Below are 14,054 nucleotides of genomic sequence, written 5' to 3'. Positions count from 1 at the left end.
CTGTTCTTCCCGGGTCGAGTCCGTGCTTCCCCGGGTCGGGTCTGTTCTTCCCCGGGTCGGGTCCAGGAACACGTAGCGGATGCCGGAGAACTCCGCCCGCAATCGTCGTTCGGCCTCGTCGCATGCCGTCTCGATCTCGCCGGCCGGCACGTCGTCGGCGAAGTCGACCTTTGCGGCCACCAGGATCTCGCCCGGCCCGATCTGCATCGTCAGCAGCGTCGGGACACCCATGACGACCGGGATCGCGGCCAGCTCGGCGGCGATCGTGTCGTGCACCCGCGGCGGCACGGCCCGGCCGACCAGCAGCGACATGTTGCTGCGGGCCAGCACGATCGCCACCACCAGCAGGAGCAGGCCGATCACGATCGACGCCGCGCCGTCCCACGCCTCCGAGCCGGTGACCTGGGCCAGCCCCAGTCCGGCGGCGGCCAGCACCAGCCCGGCCAGCGCCGCGAGATCCTCGAAGAAGACCGCCTTCACCGTGGTGTCGGAGGTGTACCGCAGATACCGGGCGGGTGTGGTCTCCCAACGGCGGGCGGCCCCGCGGACCTGCTTCAGCGCCTTGGCGAACGAGACGCTCTCGGCCGCGAACGCCACCGCCAGCACGATGTACGACACCAGGTAGTCCCCGGTGTGCTCGCCCTCGATGACCGTCACGATGCCGTGGTAGATCGAGAACCCGGCGCCGGCGACGAAGGTGAAGATCGCGGCGATGAACGCCCAGACCCAGCTCTCCTTGCCGTACCCGAACGGGTGTTGTTCGTCGGCCGGTTTGGTACCCCGCCGCAGCGCGACGTAGAGGAACACCTCGGTGACGGTGTCGGCGAGCGAGTGGGCCGCCTCGGACAGCATCGCGGCCGACCCGGACAGCAGGCCGGCGACCAGTTTGGCCACCGAGATGGCGAGATTGGCGGCGCCGGCGACCAGGACGGTGCCGACACTCTCCGACTCGGCGGGGGGCTCCGCGGGCGCGGGCACGGACGGTTCAGTGGAGGTCACGAATGCGGTCTTCCCCGGCGCAGTGACGGATAACCGTCGCCCGGGGGCGCCTGCTAGCGTTGCGCCCGTGTCGCGCACTCGCACCGAGCGCCTGGTGAACCTGGTGATCTGCCTCCTGTCCACACGACGGTTCCTCACCGCCGCGCAGATCGCCGCGACCGTGCCCGGATATGAGCACGATCCGTCCGACCCACGCGATCACGAGGCGTTCCAGCGCAAGTTCGAGCGGGACAAGGCCGAGCTGCGTGACCTGGGCGTGCCGCTGGAGACCGGGACGGCCAGCATCTTCGACCAGGAGCCCGGCTACCGGATCGCGCACCGTGAGTACGCGCTGCCCGACATCCTCCTCGAACCGGACGAGGCCGCGGCCGTCGGCATCGCCGCCCGGCTGTGGCAGCACGCCGGTCTCGCCGCCGCCGCATCGTCCGGTCTGGCCAAACTCCGCGCCGCCGGGGTCGAGGTGGACCCGCAGGCCACCCTCGGCGTGGAGCCGGTCGTCACCGTCGACCCCGCGTTCGGGCCGCTCACCTCGGCCGCCCGGGAGCGCCGCGCGGTCACCTTCAAGTACCGGGTTCCCGAGGTCGACGAGCCCAGCACCCGCCGTCTCGAGCCGTGGGGCGTGGTCTGCTGGCGCGGCCGGTGGTATGTGGTGGGCCACGACCGCGACCGCGACGCCACCCGCTGCTTCCGGCTGTCCCGCATCGTCGGCGACGTGCGCGCCACCGGCCGCGGCGACGCCTTCGAGCCGCCCGCCGGCGCCGACCTGATCAGCCACGTGGCCCGCTCGTCCGGCCCGATCGCCCGCAACGGCCGGGCCACCGTCACGGTCCGCCACGGCCGGGCCGCCGGGCTGCGCCGGCTCGCCGCCGACGTCGTCCCCGGCCCGGAGGGCGACCGGCTGACCATCGTCTACGGCGACGTCGACTGGCTGGCCTCGCGCATCGCCGGGTACGGTCCGGACGCACGCGCCGACGGCCCGCCCGAGCTGCGCGACGCCGTCGTCCAGCACCTCAAAGAGCTCATCACCCGCCACGAGCTCCCGGCGGTGACGGCATGATCCGCCGGCGCCGCCACGGGCGGGTGCCGGTCGAGCGTTCCCAGGGAGGCACAGCGTGAGCACCGTGCGGACCCCGTCCGGCGACCGGCTCGGGCGCCTGCTCAATCTGGTGCCCTATCTGCTGGCCCGGCCCGGCATCCTGATCTCCGAGGCGGCCGCCGACCTGGGCGTCACCGACAAGCAGCTGCGCGAGGACCTGGAGCTGCTCTGGGTGTGCGGGCTGCCCGGTTACGGCCCCGGCGACCTCATCGACATGGCCATCGACGGCGACCACGTGACGATCAGCCACGACGCCGGCATGGACAAGCCGCTGCGCCTCAATCCCGACGAGGCGCTGGCCCTGGTGGTGGCACTGCGGATGCTCGCGGAGACGCCCGGCATCGGCACCCGCGACGCCATCGAGCGGGCCCTCGCCAAGATCGAGAGCGCGGCCGGCGACCTGGCCGACGCTCCGGTCGCGGTCCGCCTCCCGGCGAACCAGAAGAAGCTGGCCGCCGTCCGCGCCGCCGTCGACTCCGGGCACGCGCTGCGGCTCACCTACTACACGGCCGCCCGCGACGAGACGACCGACCGGGTCATCGACCCGATGCGGATGCTGATGGTCGGCGGCTTCAACTACCTGGAGGCGTGGTGCCGTCGGGCCGAGGCGACCCGGCTCTTCCGGATCGACCGGATCGACGGGTTCACCGAGCTGGACGAGTCGGCTGCGCCCCCGGTCGAGGCGGTGCCGCACGACGTCACCGGCGGAGTCTTCCGGCCCGGCCCGGAGCTGCCGCTGGTCACTCTGCGGGTGGGCCGCGGCGGCCGCTGGATCACCGAGTACTACCCGGTCGAGGAGGTGGTCAAGGACAGCACCGAGTGGCTGGTCACGATGCGGGTCACCGACCTCGGATGGGCGCAGCGCTTCCTCACCGGCCAGGGCCGCGACGTCACCGTGATCGGCCCGCCGGAGCTGCTCGACCGCATCCGGGCGCAGGCCGCGACGGCCCTCGATCAGTACGCCGCGCCGACCGGCCTCGGAGCGGACCCGGTCGCGGGCCGATAGGGTGGGCCGCGTGCTGATGTGGGTCTGGATCGCCGTCGTGGTGATCGCGCTGTTCGTCCTGATCTTCGCCGCGTCCCGGGTGATCGGGCGGCTGCCCGCGCTGCGCCGGGCCGCGGGCAAGCTGGAGCGCCGCCGTGACGAGGCCCTGGTGCTGCAGCAGAGCGCGGAGCGGCTGCAGGCGACCGTGCAGGGCCTTCAGGAGCGGGCCGAGCGCGCGCAGGCGAAGGTCGAGGTGATCAAGGCGGGCCGCGGCCGGTGACGGGCAGTTACCGCCCTGTTGTCCTGGCCTTACCAAGATCATAAGAAACCTGAGGGATCCGCACGGCAAAATCGTCAGGATCCACACGTACGATGGACCCCGCAAACTGATCCGACCGACTGGAGTCATCCCATGGGCGCCCTCAAGCCATGGCACATCATCGTCCTCGTTGTCGTGCTGATCCTGCTCTTCGGCGCGAAGCGGCTGCCGGACGCGGCGCGCTCCCTCGGCCGTTCCCTGCGGATCATCAAGGCGGAGACCAAGGGCCTCGTCGACGACGACAACATCGCGGAGAAAGCGGAGCCCCAGCACAGCCGCACCCCGCTGCAGGGCGAGGTCCAGCAGCCCTACCAGCAGCCGGGCTACCAGCAGGCGCCCCCGCCGCCGGCCGGCTACCAGCAGCAGGCGCCGCAGGGTTACCAGCCGCCGCCGGCGCAGCCCTTCGTCGACCCGGTGCAGCACCGCACCAACGACCGCTGATCCAGCCCGATGGCTCTGAGCCTGCGTAAGAAAAAGGGACCTACGAAGTTCCAGCAGGCTTCCGACGGCTCCATGACGCTCATCGAGCACGTTCGGGAGTTGCGTAACCGGCTGTTCCTCGCATCGGTGGGCCTGGTCGCGGGTCTCATCGTCGGTTTCGTCCTGTCCCAGCCGACGTTCGACCTACTCAAAGAGCCGTATTGCAGCCTGCCGGACGCGACTGATGCCAACGGCGTCTGTCGGCAGTTCGTCCAGCTGTCACCGGCGACCGGCTTCGTCATCAAGTTGAAGATCGCGCTCTGGGTCGGGATCGTGGTCAGCGCGCCGGTCTGGCTTTACCAGCTGTGGGCTTTCATCGCGCCGGGCCTGCACCGGCACGAGCGCAAGTGGGCCTATGTGTTCGTCGCTCTCGCGGCGCCGCTGTTCGCCGGTGGCGCTGTCCTGGCCTACGCGGTGGTGGACAAGGGCCTGGAGTTCCTCCTGGATGCCGGTGTCACCGGTGCCGGGACCACACTCGAGGCATCGGCCTACGTTGACTTCGTGACGAGCATGATCCTGCTGTTCGGGGTCGCGTTCGAGTTCCCGCTAGTGCTCCTGATGCTCAACTTCACCGGCGTGGCCTCGGCCAAGCGGTTGTTGAGCTGGTGGCGGACCGTGGTGTTCCTGTCCTTCGCGTTCGCTGCCGTCGCCACCCCGGATCCGGGCCCGTTCGGCATGACGCTGCTCGCAGCCTGCCTCTCGGCGCTCTACTTCATCGCCTGCGGCGTCGCGGCGGTCAACGACAAGCGCAAGGGCCGCGGCAAGGAGATCTACGCCGGGCTCGACGACGACGAGATCTCGGAGTTGCCGGAGGAGCGGGTGCCGGTCGGCGCCTCCGACCCGATCGAGGCTCCCACGGCGATCGACGCTCCGGCGCCGGTCGCACAGCCTCGGTCGATCGAGCGCAGATTCGACGACATGACCTGATCTAATTCCGGATCGTGAGTGACTTCATCGCGGTGCTGGCCAATCCCTCAGCGGGGCGCGGCCGGCACCGCGGTCTGCTTCCGGGGGTCGTGGAGGCTCTCGGGACGACCGGGCGCGCCGTTCGGATCCTCACCGCGGGCAGCGGGATCGAGGCCGAGGAGGCCTGTCACGCGGCGGTCGCGGACGGGGCGGCGGCCGTCGTGGCGGTCGGCGGGGACGGCACGGTGCACCGGGCCCTGCAGTCGGTCGCCGGGCAGCCGGTCGGGTTCGGGGTGGTGCCGGCCGGGACCGGCAACGACTTCGCGAGCGCGGTGGGCGTACCCCCTGATCCGTTGGAGGCCGCGAAGGGGATCGCCGCGGCGCTGCGGGATGACCGTGCCCACCGGTTTGATCTCGCCCGAACCGTTGATGCCCACGGGGAGCGACGGTGGTTCTGTGCGGTCCTGGCCGCGGGGTTCGACGCGCTGGTCAACGAGCGCGCCAACCGGATGCGCCGCCCGCGTGGCCCGCGGCGCTACGACCTGGCGATCGTTCTGGAGCTGGCCCGGCTGCGCGCCCGGCACTACACCCTGACGCTGGACGGGGAGGAACACGCCTTCCCGGCCGAGATCGTCGCGGTGGGTAACTGTGCGAGCTATGGCGGCGGGATGCGGATGCTGCCGGACGCCGATCCGGCCGACGGGCTGCTGGACGTGCTGTTCGCGGCGCCGCTGGGGCGGCTCGACCTGATGCGGCTCAAGCCGCGGCTGCGCCTCGGAACCCATGTGCGTGATCCGCGGGTCACCGTGGTGCGGGCGCGCGAGGTGCGCATCGTGGCCGCCGGGATCGTCGCGTACGCGGACGGCGAGCGGCTCGGTCCTCTGCCGCTGGAGGTGAGCTGTGTGCCGGGTGCGGTTCGGTTGCTCCGTTGAGTCGAGGGTCAGATTTGCCGGGGCGGGCCGAACGGTAGGGCATGACGAACTCGATCGGACCTCGCGCCGCCTCGCTCTTCGGTAACGCCACCTCGCTGCTGGGCAGCACCAAGGACGCCTTCAAGGCGATGGCCGACGCCGCCGTCAACACGCAGGGCGAGTCGCCGGCCGCCATCGCCGAGACCGCCGCGAGGAAGGGCCGCCGCGGCACCGTGCTGGACCGTTACGCCTGAGCCTGCCGGGGTCTCACGCCTGCGGCGGCAGCGCCAGTGACAGGACGGCGGACAGGTTGTTCGCCTTGCCGGCATCCGCGGCCGGCACGATGTACGCGGCGCAGCCGGCCTTGACCGCGCCCGCGTCGGCGGGGCTGTCACCGACCATCAGCGCCCGCTCCGCGTCCACGCCGAGCATGCCGCACGCGCGCCAGAAGATCGCCGGGTCCGGCTTGATCCGCCCGACCTCGTAGCTGAGCGCGAACGCGTCGACGAGCTCGGTCAGCCCCCACGCGTCGAACAGCGGCCGGACGTCGAACGCGATGTTGCTGACGACGGCCACCTTCACCCCGGCCTCGTGCAGCTTGCGCAGGGTCGGCTCGGCATCCGGGTACGGGACCCAACCGTCCGGCACGAGCAACCTCTCATACAGCGCGTCGGCCAGGCCCTCCACGTCGGTCGGCACGGTCGCGGCCAGCCCGGTGTAGGCGGCCCGGTGGCTGTGCGCATACAGATCGCGGTCGGCCCAGTGCTCGGCCAGGTGCGGCGGAACCCGGTGCGGCAGCGGCCCACCGGCCCGGCCCGCCGTGGTCAGCCGGTCGGCCAGGACGGTCGCCCGACCCCGGTCCAGCTCGGCCCCGCAGGCGGCCGCCGCGGCGATGACCCAGGCCAGCGCGTCCTCCACCTGAGCCAGCGTGCCGTGGAAGTCGAACAGGACGGCCTCGACGGGCCGCGCCGGTGGGACAGGTGGATTCGAGGCATGCGGCACGTGGTGCACCTTACCGACCCGTGTCGGCAGCGCTGACGGCCCCATAACCGTGCTGCGTTTTGTCATACCCACGAACTAGCCTTGTGTTCATGACGAGTCCCGCCGAGAAATATTCGGCATCCAAGCGGCGGGCGGCGCGGGTCGCCACCTATCCGGCGCTCGAAGATTTCATGCTCGACGTGGGCTTCGACCTAGACGACTTCCAGCGCGAGGCCTGCGAGGTCCTGGAGCGGGGCAGCGGCGTGCTGGTCTGCGCCCCGACCGGCGCCGGCAAGACCGTGGTCGGTGAGTTCGCGGTGAGCCTGGCGCTGCGCTCGGGGCAGCGCAAATGCTTCTACACCACGCCGATCAAGGCGCTGTCCAATCAGAAATACCACGACCTGGTGTCGCGCTACGGCGCCGACAAGGTCGGCCTGCTGACCGGCGACAACGCGATCAACGGCGACGCCCCGGTGGTGGTGATGACCACCGAGGTGCTGCGCAACATGCTCTATTCCGGCTCCGACCAGCTGCGCAACCTCGCCTATGTGGTGATGGACGAGGTGCATTACCTCGCCGACCGGTTCCGCGGCGCGGTCTGGGAAGAGGTGATCATCCACCTCCCGGCCTCGGTCACGCTGGTCTCCCTGTCGGCGACGGTCAGCAACTACGAGGAGTTCGCCGACTGGCTGGTGACGGTCCGCGGCCAGACCGAGGTGGTGGTCAGCGAGCACCGGCCGGTCCCGCTCTGGCAGCACATGCTGGTCGGCCGGCGCATGTTCGACCTGTTCCACGACGCCGACGCGGCACGGAAACACGACGTCCACCCCGAGCTGCTGCGCTACACGCGCGAGATGGACCGGCGGATGGAGTTCACCGACCGGGCCGCGTCCGGCTGGCGCGGCGGCCGGGGCAAGCGCTGGCAGCCGCCGCCCCGGGCCGAGGTGGTCGACCGGCTGGAGCGGGCCGGTCTGCTCCCGGCGATCCTGTTCATCTTCAGCCGGGCCGGGTGCGACGCCGCCGTCCAGCAGTGCCTCAACGCCGGTCTGCGGCTCACCGACCCGGACGAGCGGGCCGAGATCCGGCGCATCGTGTCAGCCAAGGTCGCCCACCTGCCGGCCGACGACCTGTCGGTGCTGGGCTACTGGGAGTGGCTCGACGGGCTGGAGCGCGGGGTCGCCGCCCACCACGCCGGCATGCTGCCCGCCTTCAAGGAGGCGGTCGAGGAGTGCTTCGTCAAGGGCCTGGTCAAAGCGGTGTTCGCCACCGAGACGCTGGCGCTGGGCATCAACATGCCGGCCCGCTGCGTGGTGCTGGAGCGGCTGGTCAAGTTCAACGGCGAGGCGCACGTCGACCTCACCCCGGGGAGTACACCCAGTTGACCGGCCGTGCCGGGCGCCGCGGCATCGACGTCGAGGGCCACGCCGTGGTGCTGTGGAGCCCCGACGTGGATCCGCGCCACGTGGCCGGGCTCGCCTCCACGCGCACCTATCCGCTGCGGTCGTCGTTCCGCCCGTCGTACAACATGGCGGTCAACCTGGTCGGCTCGGTCGGCGCGGAGAAGTCGCGGGAGCTGCTGGAGTCGTCGTTCGCCCAGTTCCAGGCGGACCGGTCGGTGGTCGGCCTGGCCCGTCAGGTCCAGCGCAACGTCGAGACCATGGAGACGTATGGACAGGACGCCGCCTGTCACCACGGCGACTTCGACGAGTATTTCGGGCTCCGCGTGGCCATCGCCGACCGGGAGAAGGCACTGTCCCGCCAAGGTGTGCAGCAGCGCCGCTCGGCCGCCGTCTCCTCCCTGGAGAAACTGCGGATCGGTGACGTGATCCGGGTTCCGCAGGGCCGCCGGGCCGGGCTGGCCGTCGTGCTCGAGCCGGCCGCCACCGGATTCGGCGAGCCGCGGCCGCTGGTGCTCACCCAGGACAGGTGGTCCGGCCGGGTCAGCCCCGGCGACTTCGGCGGCGAGGTGGAGGTGCTGGCCCGCGTGCGGGTGCCGCGCAACTTCAACCACCGCTCGCCGGGTGCCCGCCGCGATCTCGCCGCCCAGATCAGCGACACCGGGCTGGACCGTCATCCGGACCGTCGCCGCAGTGGCCGCAGCCGGGCCAACCCCGGTGAGGACGCTGAGGTCGCCCTGCTCAAGGTGCAGTTGCGCCAGCACCCGTGCCACGCCTGCCCGGAGCGGGAGGATCACGCCCGCTGGGCCGAGCGCCGGCACCGGCTGCTGCGTGACACCGACGCGCTGCGCGACAAGGTGGCCGGGCGGACCGGGTCGCTGGCCCGCACCTTCGACCAGGTGTGCGCGGTGCTGACCACCCGCGGCTATCTCTCCGGCGACGGCGAGGTGACCGACGCCGGCCGGATGCTCGGCCGGATCTGGTCGGAAGCCGATCTGCTCGTCGCCGAGTGCCTGCGGCAGGGCGTGTGGGACGGTCTGGCGCCCGACGAGCTGGCCGCGGCCGTGTCGATGGTGCTCTACGAGTCGCGCCGTGAGGGCGACGACCGTGCGTCGGTGCCGAAGGGCCCGATCAGCGCCGCCGTCGACGCCTGCGCCAAGCTGTGGGGCGAGATCGCCGCCGACGAGAGCGAGTACGGGCTGTCGCTGACCCGCGAGCCCGATCCCGGGTTCGTGTGGCCGATGTTCCGCTGGGCCCGGGGCGAGCCGTTGGCCCGGGTGCTGGCCAGCGGGCACAACGACGCCGACATGCCGGCCGGTGACTTCGTGCGGTGGGCGCGGCAGGTCCTCGATCTGCTCGGCCAGGTCAGGGAGGCGTCGGCGGCTTCGCCGAGCGTCAAGGAGACGGCGCGTAAGGCGATCACCGCGGTGAATCGGGGGTGCTGGCCTTGCAAGGCGCGATCTGATCCGGTCACCCGGGCCGCCCGGTCACCCGGGCCGCCCGGCTGGCTGGCTCACCTGGGCCACCGGGCTCACCCGGCCCGGCCTGGCCCGCCCGCCTGGCTGGCCTGGCCTACCCGGGCCGCCTACCCAGGCCGCCCACCCGGGTGGGGCTGTTGGATCGGGCTTGTCGGGTCCGGGCTGTCGGGTCGGGCGTGGCGATCCGGGACGCCGGACCGCGCCGGTTGGGGGCTGCCGGTGATGGAGCGATCATCGCGGATGGTGAATCTCCGTTGACGCTGTCATTGGGATGATTCAAGAATTGCGGCGGCGGCATTGGCGGGGTTCATCTGTTGTCGCGGCGCACCGCGAGACACCGGAGGTCCGGAAGTAGGGGACATGAGCGCGGGCTCACCGCATCTGATCGGGTGGTCCGGTGACGCGGTGGCGGAGTCGGTGCTGGCGGTCATCGACGCGGACACCGCGGTCATCGAGCTCTCGGTGTGGGGCGGCTGGGATCGCCGGCTCGCCGCACAGGCCCGTACGGTGCTGGACAAGTGCCTGGCCGAGCACCCCACCGGCGTGATCGTCGACCTGCACCAGTTGCGTGACCCGCACGCGGTGAGCGCCTCGCTGTGGCTGACCGCGTGCTCGCAGGGCGCCGCCATGGAGCCGCCGATCGCCGTCGCCGTCTGCGTGCCGGCGACCGCGCCGTTGGCCCGCCGGTTGCGGCGGCTCGGCGCACGGGACTGGCTGGTGCTGTATGCGACGGTGCCGCAGGCGCGGGACGCCATGGCGGGTGGGCATCCGCTGCCGGACCGGATGCACCTGGCCCTGCCGCCCGACCCGGCTGCGGCACTGCCGGCCCGCTCGCTGGTGACCGATGCCTGCGCCGGCTGGGGTCTCGGCCATCTGCGTGAACGGGCAAGGCTGGTCATTTCCGAGCTGGTGGTGAATGCCGCCGAGCATGCGGGTACCGATGTCGAGGTGATCGTGTCGTCGCGCGGCGCCGGGGCGGCCCTGCACCTGGCCGTCTACGACGGCGACCCGGTGTTGCCGCGAGTGCGTGACCCGGTGCCGGGGCTGCTCGGGCCGTCGCTGTCCGACCGCGGGCTGGGACTGCGCATCGTGAGCGCGGCGGCCTCGTCGTGGGGCGCGCTGCCGGCCCGCGGCGGCAAACTGGTGTGGGCCATCGTCCGTTCCCGGCCGGAGGAGGCGCCGTGGTGAGCGCAACCCGGATCGACGGGGCACGTGACGGCGACCGCCTGCTGATCACCCTGCGGGGCAGCCTCGACGCGATGTCGGTGGACGCCCTGCAGAGCCAGCTCTACGACCTGACCCGGCTGCACGACCTGCTCGGTCTGACCGGGCCGGTCCGGCACATCCACATCGACGTGGCCGGGGTGGACTTCTGCGACGCGGCCGGGCTGCGCATGCTGGTGGCGGCCCGGCGGGTGGCCGAGTCCCGGCGGGCCACCTGCCATCTGCACGACCCGCAGCCGCACCTGCGGTGGCTGCTGCAGGCCACCCGCGCCGCCGACCTCTTCGACGGCCTATGAACGATGCACCGAAAAGGTCGAGCGGAGAGCAGGAGCCGGCCGAGCCGAGACGGCCGAGCCGAAAGGGCCGAGCCGAGACGGCCGAGCCGAGCCGAAAGGGCCGAGCCGAGACGGCCGAGCCGAAAGGGCCAAGCCGAGACGGCCGAGCCGAGACGGCCGAGCCGAGACGGCCGAGCCGAGACGGGTGAGGCGTAGCCGTACGAGATCGGTCAGTCGTAGTAGAAGTCCATCGCCTCGCCGAAGTTCGACGGTTTCTTGATGCCGGACGCCTTGCCGTGACCGCTCAGGGTGGTGGTCATCTGCAGGGAGTCCTCGCTGTCCTTCAGTGACACCTTGATCGAGGTGACCCAGCCGGCCGCGTCAGTGGTCGCGGTGAAGGTGGCGTTACCGCCGAAGAGCACCGAGATGGCCGGGGTGCCGATCGGCAGGAAACCTTCGTTGAAACGGTCGCCCTCGATGTCCAGGGTGCCGCTGAAGGTGTTCGGTCCGGTGCTGGTGACTTTCTCGATCGACTCGACGAAACGGGACATGCCAGTCGGATCGCTCATGTCGTACGCGTACAGCGAGTCCTTCTTGAGCCGTTTCAGGTTGAGATGCACCCAGGTCTCGCCGTCCTTCGACCGTGAGTACAGGTCGGTGCCGACCACGATCCGCTGGGTCGCCTCGGTCTTCGCGCCCCCGCCGGTGACCTTGTACTTCACCGAGATCCGCTTGGCCTTCGGGTCGTAGGTGCCGGACCCGGTGATCTTCTTGGAGTCGGGCACCTGACCGCTGGTCGAGAACCGGTAGGTCGCGTTCTTCGACTTCTCCAGCGCGGCCAGCAGCAGCTCCCGGGCGCCGGGGCCGGCCGGGCTCGGTGACGCCGCCACGCTGGCGTCGGCGGACACCGTGGGGGCCGTGGCCGGTGCGGCGGGTGTGGACGGGGTGGTGCAGCCCGCGGTGAGCAGGACGGCGACGGCCACCAGGAAAGGGTGGTACGGCTTCAAGTGGGACCCCCATGATCGATTGCGGCGGTGAGCCTAATCGATCGACGGCCAGGTGCGCGCGGTGGAATCGAACAGATGCTGGTCGCTCTGGACCGGGACCACGCAGAGCAGGTGGCCGCCGGGCGCGCGCAGCGTCTTGTGGCCGCCGTGGTCGGCGACCACGGTCGCGCCGAGCGCCAGCAGGCGGGCGGTCTCGGCCGGCACGTCGTCGGTCTCCATGTCGACGTGGTACCGCGGCGCGTCGTCGACCGACTGCACGTCCACGGCCAGTCCCGGCAGCGCACCGACCAGGGCGATGAACTCCTCCTCGCCGGGCACGGGCGTGGCGGTGGCCCCGAAGGCGCCGGCCCAGAACGACGCGGCGGCGGGCGTCTCGGCGGACGGGGTGTCGATGAAGATGCCGAAGAGGCGGCTGCGATGCATGATCACACCCTACTGACCGGTATCGTCCAATTGCGACACGTGACGATCGCCACCGGTGAGACGAGCAGAATTCTCATGAACTTATCGGTCACCTGACAACCCCGTACGGCGGTCCGGGGCAGGATGGGTTCGTGGCCGACTACACGCTTGACGATCGGGAACTCGCCCTGGAGGCCGCGCTCACCGGCGCCGCCGAGGGCCTGCGGCACTTCGCGGCGCTCGCCGGGCTGCCTCGCGAGCTGAAACAGGACGGCAGTGTGGTGACCGCCGCGGACCGGGCCGTCGAGGACCGGATCCGTGAGGTCCTGTCCGCCGCCCGCCCCGGTGACACCATCCTCGGCGAGGAGCACGGCGAGACCGCCGGTGAGGGTGGCCGCCGGTGGATCATCGACCCGATCGACGGCACCCACCTGTTCGTCGAGGGCGACGACCGCTGGCTGGTGCTGATCGCCCTCGAGGAGAAGGGCGAGGTCACCGTCGGCGTCGCGGCGCTGCCGGCGCAGGGCCGGATCTTCTGGGCGGTCCGCGGGGGAGGCGCCCGCGAAGCCGAGTTCCACGACGGCCGGATCACCGGTGAGCAGAAGATCGCGGTCGCCGGGGGTGGCGCGCCCGACCTGGCGATCAGCCGCCTCGGCGTGGTCCCCGACTGGGACCGGGCCGACGTCGCGGCCCTGATCGAGGCCACCGCCGAGCGGCCCTGGTCGCTGCACCCCGGCCTGCTGGTGGCCCGCGGCGACCTGGACGTGGCGGTGCAGACCAGCGGCAAGATCTGGGACTTCGCGGCCACGTCGCTGATCGTCACCGAGGCCGGTGGCGACTACCGCGGCCTCGACGGGCGGACCACACCCGGCCCGGGGGCGTCGCTCTACAGCCGGAGCGCTGAGCTCGGCGACGCCGCCCTGGCCGTGCTGAGGTAGGGCCGCCGGTCAGTTCGGCGCGTGCAGGGTGATGGTGGTCCAGGCGCCCACGTGCACCTGGTCGCCGTCTTTGAGCGTTCGGGGCATGCCGGTGCCGAGCGGCTGGTCCTCGTCGTTGATCCAGGTGCCGTTCGACGAGCCGACGTCGGAGACCAGCCATGTCCCGTCGATGCTGAAGGTGAGCAGCGCGTGGTTGTGTGACACGCCGGGGTCGGACGGGGCGGCGCCCAGGTCGATCTCCGGGGTGGTGCCCTTGGACGTGCTGGTCCGCCCGATCCGCACCTGCGGGGGCGCCAGCGTGATGGTCTGCGGGATCGATCCCGCCGGGAACACCACGCCCTCGATGTCGTTGAGCGCGAAGTACTCCGGGTCGGCGGCGACCGTGGCGGTCCACGGGCCGGCCGGCGCCGCCACCGGCTGCGGGTCGATCTGCGGGACCCGGCCGGTGCTGTGGTCGTACCCGCAGTCCTCGCAGAACCGGAACGGGCCGCTGCGCGGATAGCCGCAGTTCGGGCATTTCTCCTTGGCCGGGGCGATCGCCTCGGTCGGCGGCGCCGTCACCAGCGGCACGGCGGGGGCGCCGTCGATGCGCGCCCCGCACGTGTCGCAGAAGTCACCCTCCGCCGAGGCGTGACCCTTCGGGCAGGTGTACATGG

General features: G+C 71.6%; 14 protein-coding genes and 2 pseudogenes. 11 read left to right on the top strand and 5 right to left on the bottom strand.

Going from position 1 to position 14,054, the window contains the following annotated elements; translation table 11 throughout:
- Nucleotides 1–117 precede the first annotated feature (117 nt).
- Nucleotides 118–894, bottom strand: a pseudogene (locus ACQPZW_RS35090) (cation diffusion facilitator family transporter); the annotation flags it as partial.
- Nucleotides 895–1,066: 172 nt separating this feature from the next.
- On the opposite strand from ACQPZW_RS35090, the gene ACQPZW_RS35085 reads away from it, so the two are divergent.
- The 7 genes from ACQPZW_RS35085 to ACQPZW_RS35055 all read left to right on the top strand — a co-directional run bounded on the left by ACQPZW_RS35085 (nucleotide 1,067) and on the right by ACQPZW_RS35055 (nucleotide 5,950).
- Nucleotides 1,067–2,056 carry a helix-turn-helix transcriptional regulator gene (locus ACQPZW_RS35085; RefSeq protein WP_433790302.1) on the top strand — a complete coding sequence of 330 codons (990 nt, stop codon included), beginning with the start codon at nucleotides 1,067–1,069 and terminating at the stop codon, nucleotides 2,054–2,056.
- A 55-nt stretch (nucleotides 2,057–2,111) separates the two neighbouring features.
- A complete protein-coding gene (locus ACQPZW_RS35080) occupies nucleotides 2,112–3,101 on the top strand; it encodes a helix-turn-helix transcriptional regulator (protein WP_433790301.1) in 990 nt (329 codons plus the stop codon).
- Between the two features lie 16 nt (nucleotides 3,102–3,117).
- Complete coding sequence (locus tag ACQPZW_RS35075; RefSeq protein ID WP_433797708.1) at nucleotides 3,118–3,360, top strand: hypothetical protein; 243 nt, start codon at nucleotides 3,118–3,120, stop codon at nucleotides 3,358–3,360.
- A 132-nt stretch (nucleotides 3,361–3,492) separates the two neighbouring features.
- The gene (gene tatA, locus ACQPZW_RS35070) at nucleotides 3,493–3,840 is read left to right on the top strand and encodes a Sec-independent protein translocase subunit TatA (protein WP_433790300.1); all 348 of its coding nucleotides are present in this window, start codon (nucleotides 3,493–3,495) and stop codon (nucleotides 3,838–3,840) included.
- 9 nt (nucleotides 3,841–3,849) lie between these two features.
- Nucleotides 3,850–4,806 (top strand): twin-arginine translocase subunit TatC, encoded by a 957-nt coding sequence (tatC, locus tag ACQPZW_RS35065; protein ID WP_433790299.1) that lies wholly within the window; start codon nucleotides 3,850–3,852, stop codon nucleotides 4,804–4,806.
- Nucleotides 4,807–4,817: 11 nt separating this feature from the next.
- A complete protein-coding gene (locus ACQPZW_RS35060; protein ID WP_433797707.1) occupies nucleotides 4,818–5,717 on the top strand; it encodes a diacylglycerol kinase family protein in 900 nt (299 codons plus the stop codon).
- Nucleotides 5,718–5,758: 41 nt separating this feature from the next.
- Nucleotides 5,759–5,950, top strand: coding sequence for a hypothetical protein (locus tag ACQPZW_RS35055; RefSeq protein ID WP_433790298.1), 192 nt, complete (start codon nucleotides 5,759–5,761; stop codon nucleotides 5,948–5,950).
- Nucleotides 5,951–5,963: 13 nt separating this feature from the next.
- Here ACQPZW_RS35055 and ACQPZW_RS35050 read toward each other — a convergent pair whose 3' ends face one another.
- Nucleotides 5,964–6,707 carry an HAD family hydrolase gene (locus ACQPZW_RS35050; RefSeq protein ID WP_433797706.1) on the bottom strand — a complete coding sequence of 248 codons (744 nt, stop codon included), beginning with the start codon at nucleotides 6,705–6,707 and terminating at the stop codon, nucleotides 5,964–5,966.
- Between the two features lie 80 nt (nucleotides 6,708–6,787).
- On the opposite strand from ACQPZW_RS35050, the pseudogene ACQPZW_RS35045 reads away from it, so the two are divergent.
- The 3 genes and pseudogenes from ACQPZW_RS35045 to ACQPZW_RS35035 all read left to right on the top strand — a co-directional run.
- A pseudogene (locus tag ACQPZW_RS35045) lies at nucleotides 6,788–9,513 on the top strand (DEAD/DEAH box helicase); the annotation flags it as partial.
- Between the two features lie 399 nt (nucleotides 9,514–9,912).
- Nucleotides 9,913–10,740, top strand: a complete 828-nt coding sequence (locus ACQPZW_RS35040) for an ATP-binding protein (protein WP_433790297.1) — start codon at nucleotides 9,913–9,915, stop codon at nucleotides 10,738–10,740.
- Nucleotides 10,734–11,072, top strand: a complete 339-nt coding sequence (locus ACQPZW_RS35035) for an STAS domain-containing protein (RefSeq protein WP_433790296.1) — start codon at nucleotides 10,734–10,736, stop codon at nucleotides 11,070–11,072. The genes ACQPZW_RS35040 and ACQPZW_RS35035 overlap by 7 nt, the downstream gene beginning before the upstream one ends.
- Nucleotides 11,073–11,281: 209 nt before the next feature.
- Here the strand turns inward: ACQPZW_RS35035 and ACQPZW_RS35030 are convergent, their stop codons facing one another.
- Both ACQPZW_RS35030 and ACQPZW_RS35025 read right to left on the bottom strand, forming a co-directional pair.
- Complete coding sequence (locus tag ACQPZW_RS35030; protein WP_433790295.1) at nucleotides 11,282–12,034, bottom strand: hypothetical protein; 753 nt, start codon at nucleotides 12,032–12,034, stop codon at nucleotides 11,282–11,284.
- Between the two features lie 57 nt (nucleotides 12,035–12,091).
- Nucleotides 12,092–12,481, bottom strand: coding sequence for a VOC family protein (locus ACQPZW_RS35025; protein WP_433790294.1), 390 nt, complete (start codon nucleotides 12,479–12,481; stop codon nucleotides 12,092–12,094).
- Nucleotides 12,482–12,612: 131 nt separating this feature from the next.
- On the opposite strand from ACQPZW_RS35025, the gene ACQPZW_RS35020 reads away from it, so the two are divergent.
- Nucleotides 12,613–13,398, top strand: coding sequence for an inositol monophosphatase family protein (locus ACQPZW_RS35020; protein WP_433790293.1), 786 nt, complete (start codon nucleotides 12,613–12,615; stop codon nucleotides 13,396–13,398).
- Between the two features lie 9 nt (nucleotides 13,399–13,407).
- Here ACQPZW_RS35020 and ACQPZW_RS35015 read toward each other — a convergent pair whose 3' ends face one another.
- Complete coding sequence (locus ACQPZW_RS35015) at nucleotides 13,408–14,052, bottom strand: FHA domain-containing protein (RefSeq protein WP_433797704.1); 645 nt, start codon at nucleotides 14,050–14,052, stop codon at nucleotides 13,408–13,410.
- Between the last annotated feature and the right edge of the window lie 2 nt (nucleotides 14,053–14,054).

The sequence above is a fragment of the Actinoplanes sp. CA-252034 genome (genome assembly GCF_050956125.1).
Taxonomy (GTDB): Bacteria; Actinomycetota; Actinomycetes; order Mycobacteriales; family Micromonosporaceae; genus Actinoplanes.
Note: the sequence above shows the minus strand (reverse complement) of the source record. Positions and strands in the feature narration are given on the sequence as shown.